At 40.1% G+C, this 26,482-nt stretch carries 19 protein-coding genes and 1 tRNA gene; 15 read left to right on the top strand and 5 right to left on the bottom strand.

Translation table 11 applies throughout. From position 1 onward, the window contains the following. Positions 1-228 precede the first annotated feature (228 nt). The 5 genes from BQ7480_RS12325 to BQ7480_RS12300 all read left to right on the top strand — a co-directional run bounded on the left by BQ7480_RS12325 (position 229) and on the right by BQ7480_RS12300 (position 9,124). A complete protein-coding gene (locus BQ7480_RS12325) occupies positions 229-2,100 on the top strand; it encodes a tetratricopeptide repeat protein (RefSeq protein ID WP_210436333.1) in 1,872 nt (623 codons plus the stop codon). Positions 2,101-2,570: 470 nt separating this feature from the next. After that, complete coding sequence (locus tag BQ7480_RS12315) at positions 2,571-3,644, top strand: hypothetical protein (RefSeq protein ID WP_072543095.1); 1,074 nt, start codon at positions 2,571-2,573, stop codon at positions 3,642-3,644. Further along, positions 3,641-4,633, top strand: coding sequence for a hypothetical protein (locus tag BQ7480_RS12310; RefSeq protein WP_072543094.1), 993 nt, complete (start codon positions 3,641-3,643; stop codon positions 4,631-4,633). The genes BQ7480_RS12315 and BQ7480_RS12310 overlap by 4 nt, the downstream gene beginning before the upstream one ends. A 12-nt stretch (positions 4,634-4,645) precedes the next feature. After that, positions 4,646-6,013: a tetratricopeptide repeat protein gene (locus BQ7480_RS12305; RefSeq protein WP_072543093.1), complete on the top strand. Its 1,368-nt coding sequence runs from the start codon at positions 4,646-4,648 to the stop codon at positions 6,011-6,013. An 87-nt stretch (positions 6,014-6,100) separates the two neighbouring features. After that, positions 6,101-9,124, top strand: a complete 3,024-nt coding sequence (locus tag BQ7480_RS12300; protein ID WP_072543092.1) for a hypothetical protein — start codon at positions 6,101-6,103, stop codon at positions 9,122-9,124. 448 nt (positions 9,125-9,572) lie between these two features. Here BQ7480_RS12300 and istB read toward each other — a convergent pair whose 3' ends face one another. Then, entirely contained in the window at positions 9,573-10,328 is a 756-nt protein-coding gene (gene istB, locus BQ7480_RS12295; RefSeq protein WP_071150252.1) for an IS21-like element helper ATPase IstB, read from the bottom strand. Between the two features lie 29 nt (positions 10,329-10,357). After that, on the bottom strand, positions 10,358-11,197 hold the full coding sequence (locus BQ7480_RS12290) for a Mu transposase domain-containing protein (RefSeq protein ID WP_210436332.1): 840 nt from the start codon (positions 11,195-11,197) through the stop codon (positions 10,358-10,360). On the opposite strand from BQ7480_RS12290, the gene BQ7480_RS12285 reads away from it, so the two are divergent. The 9 genes from BQ7480_RS12285 (at position 11,196) to BQ7480_RS12245 (ending at position 21,599) form a co-directional block, all read left to right on the top strand. Continuing rightward, positions 11,196-12,707, top strand: coding sequence for an IS1182 family transposase (locus BQ7480_RS12285; protein WP_083581892.1), 1,512 nt, complete (start codon positions 11,196-11,198; stop codon positions 12,705-12,707). The two genes, BQ7480_RS12290 and BQ7480_RS12285, sit on opposite strands and share 2 nt — an antisense overlap. A gap of 353 nt (positions 12,708-13,060) precedes the next feature. Beyond that, a complete protein-coding gene (locus BQ7480_RS12280) occupies positions 13,061-14,341 on the top strand; it encodes a site-specific integrase (RefSeq protein WP_008145900.1) in 1,281 nt (426 codons plus the stop codon). Between the two features lie 66 nt (positions 14,342-14,407). Further along, entirely contained in the window at positions 14,408-15,700 is a 1,293-nt protein-coding gene (locus tag BQ7480_RS12275) for a PDDEXK nuclease domain-containing protein (RefSeq protein ID WP_008145898.1), read from the top strand. A gap of 10 nt (positions 15,701-15,710) precedes the next feature. Beyond that, the gene (locus BQ7480_RS12270) at positions 15,711-16,730 is read left to right on the top strand and encodes a hypothetical protein (RefSeq protein ID WP_008145896.1); all 1,020 of its coding nucleotides are present in this window, start codon (positions 15,711-15,713) and stop codon (positions 16,728-16,730) included. Positions 16,731-16,953: 223 nt separating this feature from the next. Next, complete coding sequence (locus BQ7480_RS12265; protein WP_008145895.1) at positions 16,954-17,262, top strand: DUF3853 family protein; 309 nt, start codon at positions 16,954-16,956, stop codon at positions 17,260-17,262. Positions 17,263-17,276: 14 nt separating this feature from the next. Then, the gene (locus BQ7480_RS12260; protein WP_032596724.1) at positions 17,277-18,353 is read left to right on the top strand and encodes an AAA family ATPase; all 1,077 of its coding nucleotides are present in this window, start codon (positions 17,277-17,279) and stop codon (positions 18,351-18,353) included. Between the two features lie 216 nt (positions 18,354-18,569). Then, on the top strand, positions 18,570-19,529 hold the full coding sequence (locus tag BQ7480_RS12255; protein WP_072543090.1) for a toprim domain-containing protein: 960 nt from the start codon (positions 18,570-18,572) through the stop codon (positions 19,527-19,529). 224 nt (positions 19,530-19,753) lie between these two features. Next, a complete protein-coding gene (locus BQ7480_RS12250; protein ID WP_072543089.1) occupies positions 19,754-21,157 on the top strand; it encodes a mobilization protein in 1,404 nt (467 codons plus the stop codon). An 88-nt stretch (positions 21,158-21,245) separates the two neighbouring features. Next, positions 21,246-21,599, top strand: coding sequence for a nuclear transport factor 2 family protein (locus BQ7480_RS12245; RefSeq protein WP_004308780.1), 354 nt, complete (start codon positions 21,246-21,248; stop codon positions 21,597-21,599). Positions 21,600-22,044: 445 nt separating this feature from the next. Here BQ7480_RS12245 and lnu(AN2) read toward each other — a convergent pair whose 3' ends face one another. From lnu(AN2) to BQ7480_RS12220, 3 genes are all read right to left on the bottom strand, one after another. Then, a complete protein-coding gene (lnu(AN2), locus tag BQ7480_RS12230; RefSeq protein WP_009038171.1) occupies positions 22,045-22,557 on the bottom strand; it encodes a lincosamide nucleotidyltransferase Lnu(AN2) in 513 nt (170 codons plus the stop codon). 24 nt (positions 22,558-22,581) lie between these two features. Then, a complete protein-coding gene (gene mef(En2) / locus BQ7480_RS12225; protein ID WP_072543088.1) occupies positions 22,582-23,787 on the bottom strand; it encodes a macrolide efflux MFS transporter Mef(En2) in 1,206 nt (401 codons plus the stop codon). 327 nt (positions 23,788-24,114) lie between these two features. Then, positions 24,115-24,199: transfer RNA gene (locus tag BQ7480_RS12220), tRNA-Ser, on the bottom strand. Between the two features lie 264 nt (positions 24,200-24,463). On the opposite strand from BQ7480_RS12220, the gene BQ7480_RS12215 reads away from it, so the two are divergent. Then, positions 24,464-26,476 carry a protein-disulfide reductase DsbD family protein gene (locus tag BQ7480_RS12215; RefSeq protein ID WP_072543087.1) on the top strand — a complete coding sequence of 671 codons (2,013 nt, stop codon included), beginning with the start codon at positions 24,464-24,466 and terminating at the stop codon, positions 26,474-26,476. Positions 26,477-26,482: the final 6 nt, after the last annotated feature.

The following is a 26,482-nucleotide window of genomic DNA, read 5'->3' as shown; positions in this document are numbered from 1 at the left end:
TTAAAACACAGATTGAGGGGCTTATAACAAATCTGTTGTTTATAGAATAATGAAATGAATGGAGAAAGGCTGACTTGTTTGGAGAGTTTTTAGGACTAGACAAGTTTGTAAAAAAGGAAGGACAATTTGTTCTTCTTTTTTTTGTTGATTTAATTTTTATTGATATATTTGTGAGTATGACGGAAATAACCTAAAATTTAATACAAATAATGAATCGTTTTTATTCTTTTGTTAGCAATATGTTTATGTGGGGGATGTATTTATGGACAGGCCCCAACTAAAGAACAATTACTAAAATTGTTCTTTCAGGCCCATAAGGCCTTGAATGAGAGTAATCGAACAGAAGCTATTCAAATCTATAAACAGATTTTAAAAGTTTCTCCTGGGTTACCTGACCCTTATCTGCAATTAGGAGATATTTATGCTTCCATGACAACGGATAAAGAAGCTTTGGAAAAGGCATGTATGTGCTATGCGAATTATTTACGTTTACGTCCGGAAGCAACTAATGCTGAGGAGCTGAAAGCAACCATTTCTAATCTTACTTATCAAATTAAGGGTATGACAGGGAAACAGCCTGATATGGCATTAACTACTCCAGTTGTGACTGTGCCTGTTTTGAGTGGAAATGTGGAAGTTCCTAAAGTAGATAAAACAAAGCCTGATATGATTCCTGTCGTTTTATCAGGTAGCATGGAGAAAGCTGATTCAATGGTTTTATCTTCTACGATAAAAGAGGACATTCCAATTTCTGTACAACGTGAAATTACGGGACGCTGGGTTTCTGATAAGTTGGGAAATAATGGAAGAGAGATGTGGATTTTTGATATAGAATCTGAAAAGAATCAATTATGGATTACGTTAAATGCAGACTCTTATGCGAGTGAAAATAAGGACTATGCTTCTTTGATTGGTATGAAAGTTCAAGGTTTTGCTGAAGGAGATGAGATTTGCTTTGATTTTCAGGTTCAGAAACAAAATGAAGAACGGAAGAACTTTTCTGATTTTACACAGATTGTAGATGATATATTTAATGTAGATTGGAGTAATCTGTTATCTGCTGATGAAAAAGCAGAGGAGGTTTTAGTTGCTGATTCTGCAACTTTGGCTGATACATTGACCGTACAACCTGTACGTTTTTATTCCTATGAGTTTCGAATGAAATTTGATGGATTTAAATTAGCTGGTAGTATGGATTCGAAACTTATAGAGAAATCTGTGGTTGAAAAGGAATTGTTTACGACAAGTGAACCTTGTATGTTTTTTAAGGCTCCTAAGGATTATTCAGGTTTTAAATATCATGAAATAACAGAAGCAGAAAAGATGTCAAATCCTGCTTTACGTGAGTTAGTTAATAGAAAAACACGTGAATCTTCTGAAAGTGTGTCTGCTTTAAATGATTTGGGATGTTTGTCTTTTTCGGGTCTAGGTATGCCTCGTAATTTGCGGATGGGAGTTGCGTATTTTATGGAAGCTTCTATGAAGAATAATCTTTTTGCAATGTTGAATATGGCTAAGATTTATCAGCAGGGATTGGGCATTGATAAAAATCTGGAAAAGGCAAGAGATTTATATAATAAGGCCTACGCTGCAGGTTATACTGATGCAATGGTTTTGTGTGGGGATTCGTATTGGGAAACATTTGCGGGGAGTCAACCAGATTATAGTCAGGCTTTGGCATGCTATCAGAAAGCTTTTCTTCGTCGTTGCCCCTATGCAGCCTATCGATTAGGATGGTTATATAATGAAGGGTTAGGGGTAGAACATAATCCTCAAAAAGCATGGGAATATTATCAACAGGCAGTTGCTATGCAATATGCTGATGCAATGACTGATGTCGGTATATTTTATAGGGACGGCATTCTTGTGGAGAGAGATTATACGAAAGCTTTGGATTATCTAAATAAAGCAGCAGCAAAAGGAAACATCCGAGCTATGTATGAATTGTATCAGATGTATCTAAAGGGGGAAGGTGTAAAACCTGATTTTATTTTGGCGAAGGACTGGTTGCGTAAATACTTTGAATCAGAAGAAATTGTTTTTGGATATACAACAATGAAATCTCAGATTCATTCTATTATTTATTCTAAAGTTGAATAGTTAAGTAAATGATCTAGGATATTTTATATTCGGCACAAAATATTGTATCATGTCATTGTTAAATGTAAATCATGAAACGTATGAAAGTGCTGAATTAATCGAGGTTGATCACCTCAAACAAGAGAAAGGTTTCTGGCAAAAAAGCTGGTGATATTACTTTCAAACGTTTTCTTGAATCATTGGTGCAAGGGATGGGGGAATAAGAAAATGCAGAGGATACCTTTACCTTTTGAGGTAAAGAAGAAAACGGTGATTGTGCTTGACAATACTTTTGTCCATAGTAATCGGAAGATAAAGGAACTGAGAACGATAGGGGAGACAGAGGATTATTTCTTTATTATCTTTCATTATACTCTCGTTGGTATGAGTTTATTTGTAGATTAATTATATGTAGAATTAATTTTTTTGAATGGTTACTTATGTGTAAATTTTTATGGATTATATGGATAAGTTTTGTGTTCTGTACTCCTATGAGTGGAAATGAAAAAGATGATATACAGTTTGTTAGCCGTAAGTTGAAGCAAATTGCAGATCAATTGCCTGAAGGTAGTTTGTCTTCTGTAGATACTATAATGGAGATACCTATGATAATTGAAGGAAAGTCGATTGTCATGCAGTACAATGATAAAGGCCAGGTCTGTCATTTGGGGGTTTCGTTGTTTAGTGAGGCTACAAAGCAGATTTTAGATGTGGGGCTTTGTAATTTTCTGGAAAGATTTTTTTTAGAGCTTTTACTTCAGAAAGATGCTGTATCTATTGATCGTAAATTGCAAGAATATCATGTGGTCATGTATGTAGACGGACAGAAAGTGGTGGTAAAAAACGCAAAATCTTTTCAGAGGGTTTTAGAAAAGATGCGTATGCCAGTTAATTTTTCTATGCGTCAAAAAGGGAAGGAGGCAGAGGCTGTTTGGTTGTTTTCTCCTCATGCATTATCGATAACTTTTCCATTGTATCGTGAGTTGATTGATGGTATGGATAAAATAGAATCTGATAATGAGCTGTTTCATCAATTACAAGTTGCAGTATTAAATGAGGTTCATATAAAGGACAATCCTGTAAATGAAAAAAATTTGGTAGCAAAGGAGAATGGTCTTTATGTAGAAAAAGGAGATGCTTTTTTAATACCTTCATTGACAGCTGATACATATTATATGAAAAAAGGAGAAGAATATATTCCGGTGTTTCAGAAGCAATATCCAGAGTATTCATTAAATAATCTGTTTTTGACTTATGCGAATGGAGAAGGAAAAATTTTGCAGATAACTCATCGGAAGTATGGGCATTTTACTCCGGTAATTTCTATACCACTACTTAATTTCCTAGCATATTTTGAGAAAAATTTTATAACGGCCTGTCATTCAGGAATGAATAAACAAGGGAATCTAGAAGCAATAGTAGTTTTTAATCATAAAAGATTAAATTATATTCATTTATTAAGGGTGGAAACAAATGAGAACCAATTGTTTGTGAAAAATCCTGTTCTGAAGGCTGATTTTTATTCAAATATACCACAACATTTTATAAAAAGTTTGTTACAATGAAGGTGATAAGATTGATATTGTTTTTAACGATGTTTCCAGTAATTGGCTTTGCGCAACTGGAGCAAACGAAATTGGTTTTAACCGATGGAATAGATGATGGTTTGGTAAAACAGGTCATTGAAAATAATGTGTCATGGCTTTTGCAAGAATGTAATAAAGCCGTAATGACAGGTGATAAACCTGATATTGAGGGGGATAATATCACGAAGGATGCTCGTAAGGCAATTAGAGAAATGTGGGAGACTAGTCCGATGGCCTGTCCGATTTCACAGATTGAAGAGATTTGTATTCAAACGAGTTCAGGATATCAAGTGCGTAATATACCTGTAACTATGATGGCTGCCAATGATTCTGTAAAGGATCAGGAAGTGGTAATCAGCTTAACAGATCGTGGGATAATTGATGGAGTATCGATAGCCATAAACGAGCATAAATATCAAGAAATTATGTCAGAACATGAATCTGTATCAGATTTATATCGTCGTCAGGTTATCGTTGATTTTGTGGAAAATTATAGAACTTCTTATAATCGGAAAGACTTAAAATACATTGAATCAGTATTTAGTGACAATGCTTTGATTATTACAGGCAAAGTAATTAAAGAAAAGCCAAAGTCCGATTATGCATTACAATCGCTTAGCTCTGAGAAGATTGTCTATCAGAAGCGTACTAAAAAGGAATATATTTCTAATTTGAAAAAGGTATTTGCATCCAATAAGTATTTAAATGTCATATTTGATGAAGTAGAGGTTATACAACATCCGAAACTGACTGATATTTATGGGGTTACACTGAAACAGGAATGGAACTCAGATCGATATCGTGACGTTGGTTTTGTCTTTTTGATGATTGATTTCCAAGATGAATTACATCCGTTAATCCAAGTACGTACTTGGCAGCCAGAAAAACTTGATGGAAAAGTTTTGGCTAGGGATGAAGTATTTAATTTAGGGGATTTTGATATTGTCCGTTCGTTAGTTAATGATTAAATTTGAAATACTATGAAAAAGCGATTGATTTTTTTATTGATTTGTGTGATTGGTACAGTTTTTACATCGTTTGCACAGCGTAATCTGGAGGTGAAAGATGTTAGTTCCGGATTGAATGTTTTTTCTGGAAAGGATACTGAAGCTGGTATGGTTATTTCTTGTCCGGCAAATATTTCTTTGACTTTTGAGTCTAGTCATGATAAAGTAGTTGATGTATATAATACGGAACAGAAAGGTGAAGAAATGTATTATTATTTACGTTTTCAAACAGGAAAAAGATATCGTGGACGTAAATTAATAATTCGTACTTCAGGATATGCTCCTGTGCTGATTATGGCAGAATTAAACCCCAAAGAACTGAAACAATATAAGCTGATAGACCCGGACGTGGCGTTCGTTTATGGATGTTATTACGAGTACAGAAAACGGGGAACAGATTTTTTTCAAAAATGTATGTATGGGGAAGCTAAAGAGCAGTATAGTATAGCCAAAGAATGTTCTGATTGTCCTGCTGATTCTAATTTGGATGAACTGATTGCATCGATTGATACAATTATTGTTTGTCAGGACAGGGCAGAAGAAGCTTATCAATTATTAGATTATGAAAAGGCTAGCATGTATTATGGCAGGATATTGGAATTGAATCCATCTGATACGAATGCTTCCAACAAGCGTTATGAATGTATTCATTATTTTGATACAGATTGTAATAAATATTATGATGCGGCTGAAGTGTATTATGAGGACGGTGAATATGATAAAGCTCTGGAATTGTATCAGAAAATTGTAGACCAGAATTGTGGAAATGCTGTACAGGCAAGTGAGAAAGTTAAAAATATTCGCGTAATGCAGCAAAGTAGAAATCAACGCGTGCAGGTATATGCTTATGAATATAGTAAAAGTGCACCTATTGGTATAACCATAGGAAAGTATCGGCAGCGTAAGGTTGGAGGATATTTTAGTTTGAGTTTTCATCCAGATCTTTTCAAGGCGTTGCAGAAAGATTATAGCAAACAGTTGGAGGCCGAAATGAATTTATCTTTTGGATGGACTGTAAATCCTTTGCCTAAATATCCTGTATGGATCTTTTTTGGTCCAGGATATACCGGAGTCGGTGAATTTGTAGGTGAAAATGGAAATCCTTATATTGAATCGGATGAAGATTCTTCTTTGAGTGATAATGGTGGCAATCGAAACTCAGAAAAAAAGGATCCTTCTTTTAAACTTTATAGTGCTATATCAGCAGAAGTCGGTCTTTTAGGTAAAATAGGTCCATTGGTATTGCGTTATACTTGCCAGTTACGTTTTTCAGTCTCTAAAGAATATGAAGATAAGATAAGCAGATCTCGTCATGTGTTTGGCGTAGGCTTTTGCTTTTGATGTTTAGAGATTAATAAATCAAGGATAGGAACGGTAGAGGTGATACATACATCTCTGCCGTTTTATGTTAAAATAAGAATCATTGGTATGAAATTTGTCCGTATAATAATAAAAGTTTTTTTATCTCTCTTGGTTTTACTTGTTATACTTTCGGGAGGGATATTTTGTTATCTGAAATATAGGCTTTTAACACCGGAACGGTTGTCTGAATTAGTTGCCCGCGAAATTAATAGGCGTGCTAATGTGGAATTTTATTGTGAAAAAGTGGATTTGAGTTATTGGGATAATTGGCCATTTATAGAGATTGTAGTAAAGAATGGAAGTTTTCAAATACAAGATAAGTCTATAAATGCGGAAGCACCATTTGCCGGAAAGTTTAAAAAAATATCGGGGTCTATTCAGTTACTTAAATTGTGGAAGGAACATGTTATTAGTATTGATAATATTTTAGTAGAAAATCTCGAATTGGTTTGTAATGCTGAAGAGCAGATACCTAAGTTAACAAAAAAGGAAGGTCATAAATTTGCTTCTAAACTTTTGTCGGAAATAGATAGATTGCAGATTTTGCAGGGTAATATTAAACTAAAAATACCTCACCGAAAACAAATTTATAGTTGTAAAAGTGCTGATATATTGATTGAAGGAAAGTTGGGGCAAGATTTTTCTGATATTTCATTGTCGGCCTCTTCTCCGTTGGTGCAAGGTACAGGTTTACCATTAGATTCTATTTCATTTGATTTGTTTTGTCATGTTGAATTAGATAAAGAACATGCAGGTGTTGATTTGTCAGATGCTCATTTTAAGATAAATGACTTTCCGTTCAATTTGGAAGGAAAAATTATGAACTTGAAAAGAAAACAAGTGCCTTTTATTGATTTACAATTTGATTTAGGGGCATCTCGTTTAAAGGATCTGATAGCTTTTATACCATCTGATTATTTCCCTATAAAAGAAGATTATCAAATAGATGGAACAACCATTTTGAAAGGTACAATACACGGTGCTATGAAGAGGGATTCCTTGCCGGATTTACACATTCTGGGTAGTTTGGAACAAGGTAAGATTCATTGGACAGAGCTAAGGGAGGATTTAGAGAATATTCAATTAAATTGGGAGATGAAGTATTCATCTGCCAGTGCTGATTCATGTTTCCTGAGATTAAATCGTTTTTTTGTAAAAGGTATGCAGAGTGAACTAAATCTGGAAGGAACTGTAACGAATTTTGTTCATGATCCGTATATTGAGGCTTGTATAAAAGGGAATCTGAATTTTGATTACATTGGAAAGAAGGTACTGATGGATAAGAAGATTACATTGGCAGGGATGATGATGGTAGATGCAAGATTAGGATGTGCCGTTAATGAATTAAGGAAAAGAAATTATCATTTAATAAAGGGAGCAGGAAAATTAAAAATACAGGATGTCGTATTTGATCATTTAGAGAAAGAGATACATTTTTTCATTCCTGATGTTTCTTTAGATTTTGGTTACGCTAAAAATGCTAGTGATTTTATAAAGCAGACAGAAGTTTTTTCCGGGGTTGCCCAGATTGATACATTGTGTCTATCTTATAAAAAAAAGTTATTCGTTAATTTATCTGATTTGCACTTACGTTCCAATACGGCAATTTCATCGCGAAAGGATGAGGTCTCTCCAATCACTACTCATTGGAACTGTAAATTGTTGGATGCCAGATGGAATAATTCATCAGCCTGGACCTCTATTCAGAATTTAGAATTACATGTGGGAATTAAACCAATTGGAAATAATCTATTAAATGGTGAAGGTGGACTTATGTTTAAAGCTGATAAGTTGAGGTTCTTAAATCCATATAGGCAACAGGCTTTTATTTTTGATAAGATACAACTAATTTCTGAAATTCGTCCTGTTGAAGAAAAACGAAGGACAGGCGAGAAGCATAATCTGAAGGGAGTTTTGGAGTTTGAACGATCTCAAATGTATATCCCTCAGTTTCCGATGTTGACTTGTATAAATCATGCCTATTTAGGTTTTCAGAATCATCAGCTGACATTGAATCGGCTTCATGTGCAAGCCGGTAAATCTGATTGCTTCCTATCTGGTTCTTTGTCTGTGGGAGATGCAAAAAATAAGAAGGTTGGTACACCACAGGTGGAAGGCTCTCTTCGTATCCTTTCGGCTAATATCGATTATGATGAGTTAGAGAGGACTTTGTCTTATGGGGTCTCTTCCGAAAAGTTAAAGAATAGTAAGATGATGGCATTCGGAGACTTGAACAACTTAGAGAGTCAGTTGCATGTACAAAAGCCTATTCAACTAAAACAACATCCTGTTTATATTCCTGAAAATATTGCATTGGAACTTCAATTTGACCTTGATCACATGAATTATAGGAATGTGGATTTACAACATGTGCAGGGAAGTGCTTTTGTGAGAAACCAAGCTTTAAAGGCTCATTTAACTACACGTTCAAACTTAGGAAAAGCCGAATTAGATTTTTTGTATAATAGTTTGAATAAGGATAAAGTTACTACTTGTTTTGATTTAAAGTTAAAGGATTTTTTAGTCGCACAAGTACATGAGGTGATTCCTACTGTAAAAACCATATTCCCTTTAATAGAAACTATGGATGGATTAGTTAATTGTCGATTGACAGCAGTTGGTCCGGTGGATAATAGGATGCTTCCTTTATTGGGAAATACTGATGCAATTTGTTCTGTGGATGGACGTAATCTGATTTTGATAGATAATGGAACGTTTAAAGAAATAGCACGTCGTTTTCGATTTAAGAATAAGGAGAAACATGAGATAGATAAGTTATCGGCAAATTTGATATTGCATAAGAAAAAAATTGAAGTATTACCCTTTGTTTTACAATGGGATCGATATAAAGCGATTGTTGGAGGGGAGCATAGTATAGATCTTACATACAATTATCACATGGATTTGTTAGATTCACCGATACCCATTGATTTTGGAATAGATTTAAATGGCAAGAAAGGACAATTTAAATATAAATTGCGTAAATGTAAGTATAAAGATTTATTTAAGGATGGAGGAATTCAATATGATGAAGAAGTTGAAAAACGTTTAAACCGGATTCGTCAGGTAATTATACATCAGATGCAATAGAAATTAAGGTGTTTTTTTGCACATAAAGGTGACCTTGAATGTTGGTTTCATAACTCACTTTTTAGTTATAAATTAATGGTTTATATCGAAAATCGTTACTATTTTTATAGGCTATTTTTTAGTAACGATTTAGTAACGGAACTTTGTCAGAAGTGGGCATTTGAATGTCTTTCGGTTGTCCACCGGATAAATAGAAAAAGAGGCTGTCTCAAATTGAAATATAATTTGAGATGGCCTTTTTTGTGTCTGCAAAAAAAATCGGGCAAGCCCCAACTTCGCTCAGTCAGGACTTGCCCGTCTCCCTAATTTTTTGTATCTTAGGGAATCAAGCAATATATCCCAAAGATAATGTTTAAAAACTATACCTGCTGAAAACGGTTGATATCCGTTCACCCAAAACGGTGATATCCGTTCACTTTTCATACTCTTTACCTATGGCGATGCAAATTTATTGATTTTCGTCTGTAACGTTGCAGTTTTGATGTCTTTTTTGACGTAAACTGCTGCCTTGTAGCTCGAAGCGCACACTTGTGTGTACCAACCTGTCTAATATTGCATCAGCTGCAGTCGTGTTGCCTTTCATCACATCGTACCAGTTGGCAACCGGCAGTTGTGATATGATGATCGTAGCTTTTTGTCCATGGCGGTCTTCTATAATCTCCATAAAGTCAAGTAACTGTTGTCCGTCAAGAACTTTCATGCCGAAGTCGTCCAGTATAAGCAGGTCAGTCTGTGCCAGCTTGGCGAAGAAACGATGCAGGGTACTGGATATACGGGCAAGGCTTATTTCCTCGAAGAGCCTGTACAGGTTATAATAAGCAACCTTATATCCGTTCATGCAGGCCTGATGACCAAACGCTGTACCCAACCAGCTTTTACCGGTACCGGCAGCACCCGTAATAAGTATGGATACCCCGTTTTTCACATAGTCACAAGTGGCAAGATTAAGTACTTTCTGCTTGTCCACGCCACGCTTGCAGTCATAGATAACTTCACTTATGGAAGCCTGATAACGGAAGTGTGCTTTTTTTATCAGACGGGCATTCCGGCTTTGATTCCGGTTATCCAGTTCAGCCTGTATAAGCAGTTGCAGACCGTCTTTCAAGGAGAGCGACTCTGCCTGTCGCGTCTCCTGCATGGTAGCCCAGTAATGGGCCATTCCAGGCATCTTAAGGTTTCTTAGAGCATTGATAATTTCATCCATCGTTATTTGTTTTGAGTGTTAGAAGTCTGTCATTTGAACTGTGCTTTTCCACGGATATTACAGTGCTGCGGAGGAGCAAAGGAAGATGAAGGTTGCCCCACACCGGCACACTTGCTCTCTACCAGTAAACGGATAAAGCGATAGTTGCATCTGTCTACATTCAGGGCTGCCTCGCAGGCTTTTTGGAAAACGACCGGATCACTGCTCCTTTGCAGGTTTAGAAGCCCGTCGCAGGTCTTGTAATGAGTCTCCGGAGGCATTGTGGAAGAATAAAATATGCGGCGGATTACATCTCCCAGTATGCCGGATGCACGCTCGGCACGCTCTATGTATGATTTTGCACTCATCCCTCTGTATTCCCGGGAATTGCTTGCAAGATGCTCCTTTACGATAGTATACTTTCCCCTGTTGTAATCACGTAGGTGAGTGGCTACAAGCTCACCGTCCACATATACTTTTACCAGTGTGCGTGTATATGCGACATGTGCGGTTTTGGATATATACTGATACGGTACTGTATAATAGTGCTGGTCACGTCCAAGATAGATACAGCAGTTGGTTGACACCTTCAAATCGGTATATGACACAATCTCAAAATCTCTGTCAGGCAGTGGCATAAGATTTGGCTTGTCTACGGCAAGGAACCGTTCCTCACGCGTGTAAGGATGCTTTTGCATGCGTTTCTGGTTGTGCGCTTTCATTTTGAGTGAGGCTGCCCGGTTAAGCTCTTCCAGTGAATGGAAGGTTTCATTGCGGAGTTCGGCAAACACACGCATATAGACAAGCCTCACGGTCCCTTCCACGTTGCTTTTATCTTTAGGGTGTACGGGACGTGCCGGTATGATGACCGTACCGTAATGATTGGCCATATCCTCCATNTATACCTCCAACGATAATCTGCTTTTACCTCCGTGTTTAGGCGATTTTATTCCCCAGAACGACCCGGTCCGGGTTGTTCACCGTATCATTGAACAGATCAGCCTGGAAGAACTTTACCGCAAGTACTCCGTCAAAGGCTGTCCGGCCTACCATCCCCGCATGATGCTGCAGATTCTGGTATATGCCTATCTGCGCAACATCTATTCCAGCCGCCGCATCGAAGAGTTTTGCCGCAATGACATCCGCTTCATGTGGCTGACCGGCAATGTGACTCCTGACCACAACACCATCAACCGTTTCCGCAGCAGTCGGCTGAAGGATGTGCTCAAGACCGTCTTCGCCACCATCGTGAAGTTCCTCGTGGCGGAGGGCTTTGTAAGTCTGGACGTGGCCTGCACCGACGGGACGAAGATGGAAGCAAACGCCAACCGTTATACGTTCGTCTGGGGCAAGTCCATCCACACCCGCATCTCCAGAATCGCGGAACAGCTTGAGGAAATATGGCGGTACGCCGAGTCCGTCACCAAGCAGGAGTTGCGCGACTCCGCTCCCGTCACTTACCAGGACATCACCCCCGAGAAGGTGGAAAGGGCGCTGGAGCAGATACATGAAGCCTTGGAGGGAACGGATGCGGACCGGAAAGTGAAGGCCAAGGTTCGGCGCGTGAGGAAGGCATGGCCCGAACAGCTGAAGAAATATGAATCCCAGGGAAAGATTCTCGATGGGCGCAACAGCTACTCCAAGACAGACCCCGACGCCACGTTCATGCGGATGAAGGAGGACCACATGAGGAACGGGCAGCTCAAGCCCGGATACAACCCGCAGGTCAGTACCAACAGACAGTTCATCCTGAACTATACCCTCCACCAGTGTGCCGGTGACACCTCCACCTATCCCCTGCACATGGAAGACTTCCATTCCCTGTACGGCAGATATCCTGACGTGTCCGTCTGTGACGCCGGATACGGAAGCGAGGAGAACTACCTGTACGCCTTCAGGCATGGCATTGAAACCTTCATAAAGTACAGCTATTTCCACAAGGAACAGAAAAGGAGCTTCAGGAATGACCCGTTCCTGTCTGCCAACTTTTACTATAATGAAGAAACCGACGGGATGTACTGTCCGATGGGACAGAGGATGAAAAGACTCTCCGATGTAAAGCGGACGACGGACAACGGTTTTGTACAGACCATCTCAAGGTACAGGGCCCGGAACTGCAAGGGCTGCCCGTTAAGATGCCGGTGTCACAGAAGCCGGTCGGAAAGGATTGTGCAGGTAAACCACAGGCTGAGGAAAATCAAGGAAAGGGAACGTGAGAAACTCCTTTCTGCGGAAGGTCTTAAATACCGGAGCCAGCGGCCGCAGGATGTGGAAGCCGTATTTGGAAACCTCAAGAACAACAAGCACTTCAAGAGGTTCCATCTCCGTGGACTGAAGAAGGTGGAAATTGAATTTGGCCTGCTGGCCATAGCGCATAATCTTGCAAAAGTAGCCTCTTAGGAGGCTTCTGACCAAGAAAAAACCGTTTAAAGCGATGAAATCTGTAGAAAGAAACTTGTAAATTCCTTTTTTTGAGAAAAATCCAAACGACTTCAGTCTGATATGAAACGACAGAGGCCATCTCAATTCATTTTGAGACAGCCTCTTGTCTTAAATTGTCTACCTGATGTCTTAGGTTCCAGCGGAGAGACAGGCTCTCGAACCTATACATTCAAGAAATATCATAAAAATGCAAATTATTGATAATCAAATATTGTTTGAAGTGCATAGTAAATCCAAATCTTTCTGAATATCTTTTGCTATTCCAAATATTGGGTGTATATTTGGGTGTAGAATTTCAAACGCACCCAATTATGAATATCAAACGAAACATCATTTTTGCATTGGAAAGCCGGAAAAAGAACGGTGTGCCAATCGTGGAGAATGTCCCCATCCGTATGCGTGTCATATACGCAAGCCAGCGCATTGAGTTTACAACGGGTTACCGCATTGATGTAGCCAAGTGGGATGCTGACAAGCAGCGAGTGAAGAACGGGTGTACCAACAAATTAAAGCAAAGTGCATCTGAAATCAATGCCGATCTGCTGAAATACTATACCGAAATTCAAAACGTATTCAAAGAATTTGAGGTACAGGAAGCCATGCCCACTACCCAACAATTAAAGGACGCATTCAACCTGCGAATGAAAGATACAAGTGAAGACCAGGAAGACGTAAAGATAAGTTTTTGGGAGATATTCGATGAATTTGTAAAAGAATGCGGCAATCAGAATAACTGGACTGAATCCACATACGAAAAGTTTGCAGCCGTAAAAAATCACCTTAAAAACTTCAAGGAAGATTTAACCTTTGAATATTTCAATGAGTTCGGACTGAACGAATATGTCAATTTCCTGCGTGACAAGAAAGATATGAGAAACAGTACCATCGGTAAACAAATGGGATTCCTCAAATGGTTCTTGCGATGGAGCTTCAAGAAAGACTATCACCAGAATATAGCATACGATACGTTCAAACCGAAATTGAAAACCACCCCCAAGAAAGTAATCTTTCTGACATGGGAAGAGTTGAACAGACTGAAAGACTATCAGATACCCAAGGACAAGCAGTATCTGGAACGTGTCCGGGATGTTTTCCTGTTCTGTTGCTTTACCAGTCTGCGTTATTCAGATGTTCGTAACCTAAAGAGAAGTGATGTCAAGTCCGACCATATAGAAGTCACCACCGTTAAAACGGCAGACAGTCTGAGTATTGAGCTGAACAAGTACAGTAAAGCCATACTTGAAAAATACAAGGACATCCATTTTGAAAACCACATGGCATTGCCTGTTATCAGCAATCAGAAAATGAATGATTATCTGAAAGAACTGGGAGAACTGGCAGAAATTAACGAACCTATACGTGAAACCTACTACAAAGGAAATGAACGTATAGATGAAGTTACACCGAAATACGCATTGCTCAGCACGCATGCAGGAAGAAGGACATTCATCTGTAATGCGCTGGCTCTAGGTATTCCTGCACAGGTTGTAATGAAATGGACAGGGCACAGTGATTACAAAGCCATGAAACCTTACATTGATATAGCCGATGATATTAAGGCTAATGCAATGAACAAGTTTAACCAACTATAAAAGTATCAGTCAGTTTCATAGATTATCATTTATTAAAGTTATCTTTGTCAGACAAGATTTATTAATATGGAAAGTGACAATAATCATAATATAGACAAAAGGAATTTTGACGCTTTTGTCCATGCTGTCGGTTCGGAAATAGAACAGGCGCAAGTCCGTCTCATTACAGCTGCCAATGCCCAGATGTTGTTCCATTATTGGAAGATGGGTAACTATATCCTGTATCAGCAGAACTTATATGGCTGGGGAGGAAAAATTATCAATAAATTGGCTCAGGCTATCCGCTTCAACTATCCTGAGAAGAAAGGATATTCTGTCAGAAATTTATCCTATATGTGTCAGTTTGCAAAGGCTTATCCTTTAAGTGTATTGAGGAAACTCATAGAAACGGATACAAAGTCCACTATCACAAGTGTACAGAATATTACAGAATCAGTCCAGGAGTTAAACAATACTGTATTTACGCAAGAGCCTCTTGCGCAAATACAACCGGCAGACAATAAGGAAACTACAATTATGCAAGAACCTCTTGCACAAATTCCGGATGTTACCGGAACAATATCCAGAATTTGCCAAATAGCAATTGAAGATATGGAAAGAATATTCCTATCATCACCTGTTGCAAGGATAAATTGGGCAAGCCATGTGGTCATACTCAATAATCCGCTTCTATTGGGTGTAAGATACTGGTACATGAAACAATCGGTAGAAATGGGCTGGAGCAGTAATGTGTTGAAAATGCAGATTGAAAGCAATCTGTATGACAGACAAATCAAGAGTAACAAGGTAAACAACTTCACTGCCACACTTCCGGCACCTCAAAGCGATCTTGCCAATTATCTGTTAAAAGACCCGTATATCTTTGACTTGGCAGGAGCAAAGGAAAAGGCTGACGAAAGGGATATAGAAGAACAGTTGGTAAAGCATGTAACCCGTTACTTGCTGGAAATGGGTAACGGCTTTGCTTTTGTTGCCAGACAAAAACATTTCCAGATTGGGGACAGTGACTTTTTCGCCGACCTGATCCTATATAATATCAAGCTCCACGCCTATGTTGTCGTGGAATTGAAAGCAACGCCATTCAAACCGGAATATGCAGGGCAGTTAAATTTCTATATCAATGTTGTAGATGATAAACTGAGGGGAGAAAATGATAACAAGACCATCGGTCTTTTGCTGTGCAGGGGTAAGGATGAGGTCGTGGCACAATATGCCTTGGCTGGATATGACCAGCCGATAGGTATCAGCGACTATCAATTGAGCAAGGCAGTACCCGAAAATCTGAAATCTGCCCTACCGAGTATAGAAGAAGTGGAAGAAGAACTGACCTTATTCCTTGACAAGGACAAGAACCCATAATATAAAGTATATGGCAGGAAAGATACAGACGATGATTCCCCAATATGGAGAACTCAACAGAATATACAGAGACTATATAGATAATTACGCTTTTTCTTTTGACAGGCAGAAATTCATATCGGATTTCTATCAGGAGTATAATGACATGAAATCCTTTGAAGCCGCTATCCTTGAACTGGTGCTTGACAAGCAAAAAGAGCAATACACCTTGATACTCAACAGCCTGAAAACTGAAATAGAAAAGAGCATACAGGCTTATGAGATACGCCCGTTAAGTGACAGAGCCATAGAACATGCTTGCTATCAGCACATGGAAAGGTATTCTCAGGAAATTGAAGCCCAGCTGGATGTTACAAGAAGTCTGAGCAAGCCGCTGAATGAAGCCAACAACAGGTATGATTCCATTGGTTACAGGGAGCATACAGCCGAAGAGGAAAAACAGGCAGAGAAAGAATATGAACGCTGCAAGGCTGAATATGACAGGGAAAAAGCCAAACTGAACAAACTCTATGATCAGCAAAAGGCTGCAAGAACAGAGGCATTCCAATACATGAAGAACTGTTGTGCGGACATATACCGTCAAAGCTGCCTTTTTCTGGATATATTGAAGAAATACATTCCTGACGGAAAGCAAGAGAATAAATCAAGCGAGCCAATCAGTCAGCAGGAAACGACAGAAGAACAACAGGAATATTTCAGCATGAAATTACTTTCGCTCATTCATGAGGTGTGCATAGGAGAACAGTTCGAAGAAATTTCCGCACTGGATTTCTATGCCAATATGAATCTTCACCCCTGCAACTGTAAGCTGAAAATAAAACCGAGAGAGAAAATACGTGTATGCTATCTGATATTCCTGATGAGCGAGAAACTCTCCAAACAGGACAGGGACAAATGGAAAGACAGAATACTGAAACTGCTGGATATTGACGACAGCTACTACAAATCCAAGTACAAGGAGCCTGTTTCAGATTTCCCCAGTGACAGCAACCAAAATTTCGCCAAGGAAATGGAACATATATTCAGATAATCCGTGATATATCCTGATACTTTACGAAAGTTCCACTTTTACCACTCAAATTAATTTTTGAGTGGTATTTTTATTATCTGATATTCAATAAGATACAACGAAATTCAGATTATATCATCCCCATCCTTACCACCCGTATCCATATCTAATTTTGCATCGTTCGAGAACAGAAATAACAGCCAGTGCGCAGGGCTGATTGTTTAACGACTAATTAGATTGGACTATGACAAATATCCAAGAATTATTATCCAAACCCGTCTGGCAGATGACAGGCGAAGAGTTCATCATGTTAAGCAGGCACGCATCCGGTCAGCCGGAAGCGCAGCCGCAGCCCGTAACGGACACAGGCAGGAAGTATGTGTACGGAATACTCGGCATAGCCAAGCTGTTCGGGTGCAGCCTGCCTACCGCCAACCGCATAAAGAAAAGCGGAAAGATAGACAAGGCGATTACCCAGATAGGGCGCAAGATTATCGTAGATGCGGAATTGGCTCTTGAGCTTGCCGGGAAGAAAACAGGAGGACGGAAATAATGGGAGGTATGCTTATGGACTATATGAAAGAAATAAAGGAGATTTCGGCAGAACAGGCAATAATCCTTTGGCAAGCTTCACGCCTGAGCCTGTCGAAAATCTACGAGAAAGCACCTGAGATTCTAAAAGTGCAAGGTTCGGTCATTGGTACACTGGGCAATTTCAGTGCATCCATCGGCAAAGCCAAGAGTAAAAAGACTTTCAATGTATCGGCTATCGTAGCCGCCGCATTGAAAAACGGTACGGTACTGCGGTATGTGGCAGAACTTCCGGAAGATAAAAGGAAGATTCTTTATGTGGACACAGAACAAAGCCATTATCACTGTCTGAAAGTCATGAAACGTATTTTACGGCTGGCCGGTCTTCCTGATGACAGGGACAATGAACATCTGGAGTTTCTCGCTTTGAGGAAATACACGCCCGAGCAGCGCATCAGGATTGTCGAACAGGCTATCTATAATACACCGGACATAGGGCTTGTAATCATAGACGGCATCCGTGATATGGTATATGACATCAACAGTCCGGGAGAATCGACACGCATCATATCCAAACTGATGCAGTGGACGGATGACAGGCAGATACACATCCATACGATACTCCACCAGAACAAAGGCGATGAAAACGCAAGAGGGCATATCGGTACGGAGCTGAACAACAAGGCGGAAACCGTTCTGCTGGTGGAAAAGGACAAGAGCAACGGGGATATAAGCAATGTTTCAGCCATGCACATCCGTGCAATGGATTTCGAGCCTTTCGCTTTCCGTATCAACGACAATGCATTGCCTGAACTCATAGAGGGGTACAGACCCGAAGCGAAGAAACCGGGAAGACCGGAAGAGGAAAAGTTCGACCCTTACAGGCATATTACCGAACAACAGCACCGCATAGCACTGGAAGCGGCTTTCGGGCTAAAAGAGGAATACGGCTACAAGGATCTGGAAACCGCCTTAGTCAAGGCATATATGTCGGTAGGTGTAAAACTGAACCATCAAAAGGCGGTATCACTTATCATCATGCTCCGGAACAAACGGATGATAGTACAGGAGAACGGCAGGAAATACACGTTCAAGCCGGACTTTCACTATTAGACCGTCTAACTTGTAATCACTTCACTTTATTCGGCAGGTCTATATATTAAGGATAAAGCGAAGCGGTTGCAGAGAATGTAAAACCGCTTCACTTTATTACCGTATTCTATATATACGAAAATAAAGTGAAGTGATTATACAGACCGTACTTCATAAAAAGGTACGGGCGAAAAGAGAAATAAATATTCCAACCATTATTCAAACACTCATCTTATTATGGATATACAAACAGCAAAACAAATCAGGATAGCGGATTTTCTGTACAGTTTGGGACATTCTCCCGTCAAGCAGCAAGGTATCAACCTGTGGTATAAATCCCCGTTACGGGAAGAGACAGAGCCCTCGTTCAAAGTGAATATCGAGCGCAACCAATGGTATGATTTTGCAATTGGTAAAGGTGGAAATATCATTGCACTGGCACAGGAACTTTACTGTTCCGACTATGTACCTTATCTTCTACAGAAAATCGAGGAACAGACACCACACATACATCCCGTGTCTTTCTCTTTTGGCAAGCAATCATTTTCCGAACCGAGTTTTCAGCAATTGGACATTGTGCTGCTGGCTTCTCCTGCCCTGCTTGCCTACCTACAGGAAAGAGGGATAAACACGGCACTGGCGAAAAGAGAATGTAAGGAAGCCCGTTTCACCCACAACGGCAAACGGTATTTCGCCATTGCCTTTCCAAACATATCTGGAGGTTATGAAATCCGCAACCGATATTTCAAGGGATGTATCGCACCAAAAGAAATATCCCATATCAGACAGTCAGGAAAGCCAAGGAGTGCATGTTACGTTTTTGAGGGATTTATGGATTACCTTTCTTTTCTTACCTTAAGGCTGGAAAACTGTCCGCAATCACCCGACTTCGACAGACAGGATTACATAGTTCTTAATTCCGTAGCCAATGTTCCCAAGGCACTCTATCCGTTGGGAAGCTATGAGCGCATCCACTGTTTCTTTGACAATGACCGTGCAGGAATGGAAGCAATACAGCAAATCCGAAAGGAGTATGATGCTACTCGGTATATACGTGACGCCTCGCAAATCTACAGTGGATGTAAAGATCTGAACGAATATTTACAGAAACGAATAGCCGATAGGAAAGAGCAATCGCAATCTGTCAAAAAGAGGAATGATACGCTATCCAAGAAACCGAAAAGCTTCCGGTTATAGCCCACTATAACTACACGCTTCGCTTACGTAGTTGTGGGCTCTCCCGAGGGGATTAGGGCTTTGCCCTAATGACCCACTCAGGGCGTTTCTCCCCTGAGAACCCCGAGCAAAGAGTGACCCTCTCTTTGCAATCTCCGCTTATGGGCTACACCCCTAAGAACCCTGTGCGGCAATGAGCAGACAACAGAATATTTTATCAACAATCCGAATCAAAATTTAAGAATATGGCAACAAAGTCAAGCATACATATCAAGCCCTGCAGAGTTACATCAAGCGGGGCTCATAACCGGAGAACTGCCGAGTATATGCGCAATATCGGCAAATCTCAAATCTACATCGTGCCCGAACTTACTGCCGATAACGAGCAGTGGATAAACCCGGACTTCGGCAGTCCTGACCTGCAGGCGCACTATGAAAATATCAAACGGATGGTCAAGGAAAAGACCGGACGTGCCATGCAGGAAAAGGAAAGGGAACGCAAGGGAAAGAATGGAAAGATTATCAAGGTGGCGGGATGCTCACCCATCCGTGAAGGAGTATTGCTTATCAGACCGGACACCACACTGGCTGATGTACGCAAATTCGGTGAAGAGTGCCAAAGACGCTGGGGCATCACTCCGCTACAGATTTTCCTGCATAAAGACGAAGGGCATTGGCTGAACGGTCAGCCGGAAGCAGAAGACAAGGAGAGCTTCCAAGTCGGTAACAGATGGTTCAAACCAAATTATCATGCTCATGTCGTATTCGACTGGATGAACCATGAAACTGGAAAGAGCCGAAAGCTCAATGACGAGGATATGGCAACCATGCAGACCCTTGCTTCCGATATTCTCCTGATGGAACGTGGACAGGCAAAAGCTGTCACAGGTAAAGAGCATCTGGAACGAAATGATTTCATCATTGAGAAGCAGAAAGCCGAACTGCAACGTATAGAGGAAACCAAGCGACACAAGGAACAACAAGTAAGCCTTGCCGAACAGGAACTCAAACAGGTAAAAGCAGAGATACGCACGGACAAACTAAAGAAAACAGCCACCAATGCTGCTACCGCCATAGCAAGCGGTGTAGGTTCTCTTTTCGGAAGCGGTAAGCTGAAAGAACTGGAACATCACATCGAGCAGCTACATCAGGAAATTACCAAACGGGACAAAGCTACTGATGAATTAAAAATTCAGATACAACAAATACAGGAACAGCATAGCAGACAAATTCGTAATCTTCAAAGAATACATAATCAAGAACTTGAAGCCAAAGACAAGGAAATATCACGATTGAGCACCTTGCTTGAAAAAGCCCACAAATGGTTTCCCATGTTCAAAGAGATGTTGAGAATGGAAAAATTATGCGCTGTTATCGGGTTTACCAAAGACATGATAGAAAACCTCTTGACAAAGAAAGAATCCATACAATGTAGTGGCAAAATTTATTCCGAAGAACACAGGTGGAAATTTGACATCAAGAATGATATTTTTAGGGTTGAGAAACATCCGATGGATAGTGGTAAGCTTATGCTGACCATAAACCGACAACCCATAGTACAATGGTTTAAGGAACAATGGGAAAAGTTACAGCAGAATCTACGTAACTCGGTGCAGAGAGAGCAAAAATCCAGAGGATTTAGAATATAGAATAGCCTATTATTAATAAAATCAAGTATCTATGCATCCAAACAGATTGTTTTTATTACAGAATCAAAATCCTAAGAATTTATAAAAAATGAAGCCTAAAGAAGTTTTGGAAAAATGGATAGATTGCTTTAACAAAGCAGATGCTTATCATATAGCAGAGCTGTATGCTACTAATGCAGTAAATCATCAAGTCGCAAACGAACCAATAATAGGTAAAGAATCAATCTACAAAATGTTTGTGAATGAATTTGCCACTGCTAAAATGGTTTGTATGGTGGAAAATATTTTTGAAGATGGCGAATGGGCTATCATGGAATGGAAAGACTCTCTTGGACTTCGTGGATGCGGATTTTTTCATGTAAAAGATAACAAAATCGTCTTTCAAAGAGGGTATTGGGATAAACTTTCATTCTTGAAGCAACACAATCTTCCAATTGAATAAGTACTATCAGAATACGGACTGGGAAATTGAAATACCCAGTCCGAGTTATATAATGAATTTTACTTGTTAAACTATTTAAAGTCAGTTGGATAACAAACCATACCTTTCACATTCTCAGTAGCTCCAGGTATTAATTCAGCCACCATGCAATATTCATGAGAGACTTCGAAAGGAAATTCAATTCCTAAATCGATAGCCTTGCGATAGCCAAATCGAGGATAATACTCTTTATGCCCCAATACGACTGCTGTGCCGTAACCCAAAAGTGCTGCCCTCTGATGGGCTTACTGAATCAACATCCCCCCCAATTCCCTTACGCTGGAATTCCGGCAAGACTGCCAATGGAGCTACACTCAGGGATGTGACAGACTGGGTGTCACTGTCTATCTTTACTTCTGTAAGTAAGATATACCAGACAATTTGTTTTTCTGTCATTTTCTTGTTCTTATCTAATTGTTAGGCTCATTGTTGTTATACATTGTTTAATTATAGATAAATCGTGAATATCCTTCTCTCTTAAATCGTAGCCCGAATGGAATACTTGTTGCCCTTTTGCAGAAATGCAAGGGATGCTTCTGCCTTCAAAGACTGCTGTTCCAAAATAGTCCGGTTGAAATTCATACCAGCCTCCATCCAAGTCGGCTTGTTTGGAAGTGCCGTCCGCATTCAAGACAAAAGGATGGATATCAATATAGCCTAATTCTTTGCTATACAGTTCCATACGGGTGGGCAACCAATTTGTTTCAATTTGATATCCTCTCTCCTGCAAAAGATCAAGGAGTTGGTCTGTATAATTGGCATCAAAATCAATGTCAATATCTCTATGCAAGCGGGTTTGCTGTCCGTACAAGACATCCACTCCCCAGCCTCCATCCAACCAAAACTGCATGTCCAGGCTTTCCAACAAGTCCAAAACTTGAAATAACTCTGTAATCGTAGTGTGTTCTTTCTTTGTCATATAATAATTCTTTAATAAATAATACTATGCGTAATTATCCAACTGCTTGATTGAAGAAATAAAATTTGCACCCACTCCAATCAGAAAGATAACCCATCCGCTGATCATAAAGACGGATGTGATACCCCATGCTTCCACCCAATATCCTGAAGCTACGATACCCAGCATTGATGGAAAGGTACTCAAACTAAAGATGAGAGAAAAAGTCCGTCCAAGCATGTCCGAAGCCAAGTTCTGCTGAATAATAGCGATGAAAAGCGCATGGTAAATGGAATAGGCTATGCCTCCTGTAAATGTTAGGCAAACAAAACCTATAAATGCGCTTGATGGTAAATAACTGGCGCTAATCAGATACAATCCCAATATCACATAAGCCGTATGCATCACTAATGTTTGCTTGCTTTTCAAAGCCTTACAGGCAAGTACTAAACCGCCCAACAATGCCCCTGAGCCCCAACCCATTTCCACAACTCCCATTTGCAAAATGTTTCCGTTGAAATGCAGAAGCGTCATAAAAGGAAATAACGTAAAAACAGGCATAAGGACAAAAGTCACCAGCGTAAAGCATACGAATAAAGGCAAAATGCCCATTGTACGCCGCAAGGTATGCCAACATTCCGTCAGTTCTTTTTTGAAATCTGGAAGAACTTTCGTTTTTTGAAGAGAAGGAATCTGGACACAAAGTAAGGTCAGACAAGCAGCAACAGCTCCGATCACATCTATGAGCAGAATATACTGTATGGGAAGCCAAACAACGAGGCTTGCCCCTACAACGGGAGCTATCACCTCACTGAAGGATTGAATGGAATGGTACAAACCTGATACCCTGACAAGATGGTGCTTGGGAATCAGTAGAGGGATGCTTGCCTGTAAAGCAGGTGCATGAAACGTACTGCCTATTGAACGACAAGCAGTCAATAGATAAAAAAAAGAAAGGTCTTTATAACCCTTGGTTATCACAATAAAAAGACATAGGGTACAGAACGCGATGAACAAGTCCGAATAAAACATCGTTTTCTTTCGATTCCATCTGTCAACATAGACCCCGGCAAACAAGCCTAATACAAATTGTGGTAAAAATCCAGCTAAAATAGCCAGAGATAAAGCTGTCGGGGATTTAAATTCGTTGCTAATCCAAAAAATAATGGAGAAGCCAACAATCGTACTTGTTAAAATAGATATGAGTTGGCCTATTCCTATCACGGCCAAAGTTGATTTCCAATGATTCATTGTGCTAATATTTCATGCGTTTATAGATAAGTACTTTCGTACATTAAGCAAAACGAAATTCTATCCACACAAAAAACTTGTATTATAATCCACTCCTGACGTTGGAATACAATAACAAATACTTTCAGGACGATGTAAAGTCCTGAAAAATCAAACTGAATGGATAGATAAATATTAGTCTTTTCTCATCGGATTCTTTTAATATCGCTACTCTTTTATTATGTAGTGGTTGTATTATCTTAAATAAAACAAAAACACCCGACTTTACATTCTTGGGTGTAAAACTGGGTGTTTGTTTTGCAATTTGCTGATTTTCAGCGTTTGTTGCGGAGAGACAGGGATTCGAACCCCGGGTACCTCGCGGTACAACGGTTTTCAAGACCGCCGCAATCGACCACTCTGCCACCTCTCCAAAACTCTTTTTAGGAGTACCTCGTTTTTTGAAGGCGGTGCAAAGATAGGCATTATTTTTTATTTAGCAAATATTTTCTGAAAAAAATCGTCCGGATGAGAATATGGAACAGGGTGAGTGAGTATTCCGAATGTAAAAATTGTCGTATTTGAAATAAAAAACAAGATGGAATAATAGGTAGTCCTGCATTCCCTTTCGAAAAATGATTATCTTTGCGCTACTTTTTACAGAATATAGTTTTATCACATCACCAAGTGCATATTTATGAATAAGAAGATTTTTCTTAGCTGGCTGTTAATGGCCATTTTAAGTTTGCCGGTATTCGCCCAAATACAAGAACCGGTGAAGTTTAAAACCGAGTGGAAATCTGTATCCGCTAACGAAGTAGAAATTGTGTTCACCGGAAAAATGGAAAAAGGGTGGCATGTGTATTCCACGGAATTGCCTGACGGAGGTCCGGTATCAGCTACTTTTAATGTAGACAAGCTGGAAGGAGTGGAACTGGTGGGAAAGTTGAAACCCGCAGGTAAGGAAATTGACAAAATGGATCCGATATTTGGCATGCAGGTCCGTTTTTTCGAAGGAACAGCCACGTTTGTGCAGAAGCTCAAACTAAAAGGAGGAAAATACGAAGTGAGCGGTTATTTGCAATATGGCGCTTGTAATGATGAGAACTGTTTGCCTCCTACCAATGTGGACTTCTCTTTCAAGGGAGAGGCTGCGGGGGGACAGGCTGTTGCCTCTACGGCCATTGAAAAAGAACCGTCGACATCGGAGACGGCTGATTCGGTTTCGGTGGCATTCACTCCGTTGCAGATTGGTGCGGACTCTGATAATGTGGGGACTTCCGATTATTGGAAGCCCGTTATCGAGGAACTGAAATCGTTTGGTGAGAATGTGAATAATGAATCACGCTCCTGGCTTTATATCTTTTTTGCCGGTTTCGTAGGTGGATTGCTGGCACTGTTCACTCCTTGTGTATGGCCCATTATTCCGATGACGGTAAGCTTCTTCCTGAAACGTGCGAAGGATAAACGGAAAGGAATCCGGGACGCGTGGACATACGGAGCTTCTATTGTGGTGATTTATGTGACATTGGGATTGGCCATTACGTTGATTTTTGGGGCCAGTGCTTTGAATGACTTATCCACAAGTGCCATTTTTAATATCTTGTTCTTCCTGATGCTGGTGGTTTTTGCGGCTTCTTTTTTCGGGGCATTCGAAATCACACTTCCTTCAAAGTGGAGTAATGCAGTAGATAGCAAGGCAGAGCAGACCACCGGGTTGCTGAGTATTTTCTTGATGGCCTTCACCTTGTCATTGGTTTCTTTCTCTTGTACCGGTCCGATTATCGGTTTCTTGCTGGTGGAAGTTTCTACTTCTGAAAGTATTGTGGCTCCGGCCATCGGTATGCTGGGATTTGCCATTGCATTGGCCTTGCCTTTCACCTTGTTCGCATTGTTCCCTTCTTGGCTGAAGTCCATGCCGAAATCTGGAGGATGGATGAATGTCATCAAGGTGACGCTGGGATTCTTGGAACTGGCATTTGCGTTGAAGTTTCTGTCTGTGGCCGATTTGGCGTACGGATGGCGTTTGCTTGACCGTGAGACTTTCTTGGCATTGTGGATTGTGATTTTTGGTTTGCTGGGTATGTATCTGTTAGGGAAAGTCAAGTTCCCACACGACGATGACGAGACCAAGGTGAGTGTACCCCGTTTCTTTATGGCGCTTTTCTCATTGGCATTTGCTGTATATATGATTCCTGGATTGTGGGGAGCTCCGTTGAAGGCTGTCAGCGCTTTTGCACCGCCTATGCAGACACAGGATTTCAATTTGTATAAGAATGAGGTGCATGCGAAATTCAATGATTTTGATGCCGGTATGGAATATGCCCGTCAGCAGGGAAAGCCGGTAATGATTGACTTCACAGGATATGGTTGTGTGAACTGCCGTAAGATGGAGCTGGCGGTATGGACAGATCCTACTGTAAGCAAGATAATGAATGAAGATTACGTACTGATAACCCTGTATGTGGATGAGAAAACGAAATTACCGGAACCTGTGAAGGTGACAGAGAATGGCACGGAACGTACATTGCGTACGGTAGGTGACAAATGGAGTTACCTGCAGCGTTCTAAATTCGGAGCCAATGCTCAGCCTTTCTATGTATTACTCGATAATGAAGGAATGCCGTTGAACAAATCCTATTCGTATGACGAGGACATTCAGAAGTATGTGGAATTCCTGCAAACTGGATTAAAAAACTATAAAAAATAAATATAA

This window comes from Bacteroides mediterraneensis, from assembly GCF_900128455.1.
GTDB lineage: Bacteria > Bacteroidota > Bacteroidia > Bacteroidales > Bacteroidaceae > Phocaeicola > Phocaeicola mediterraneensis.
This window is presented reverse-complemented; position numbering and strand designations above follow the sequence as displayed.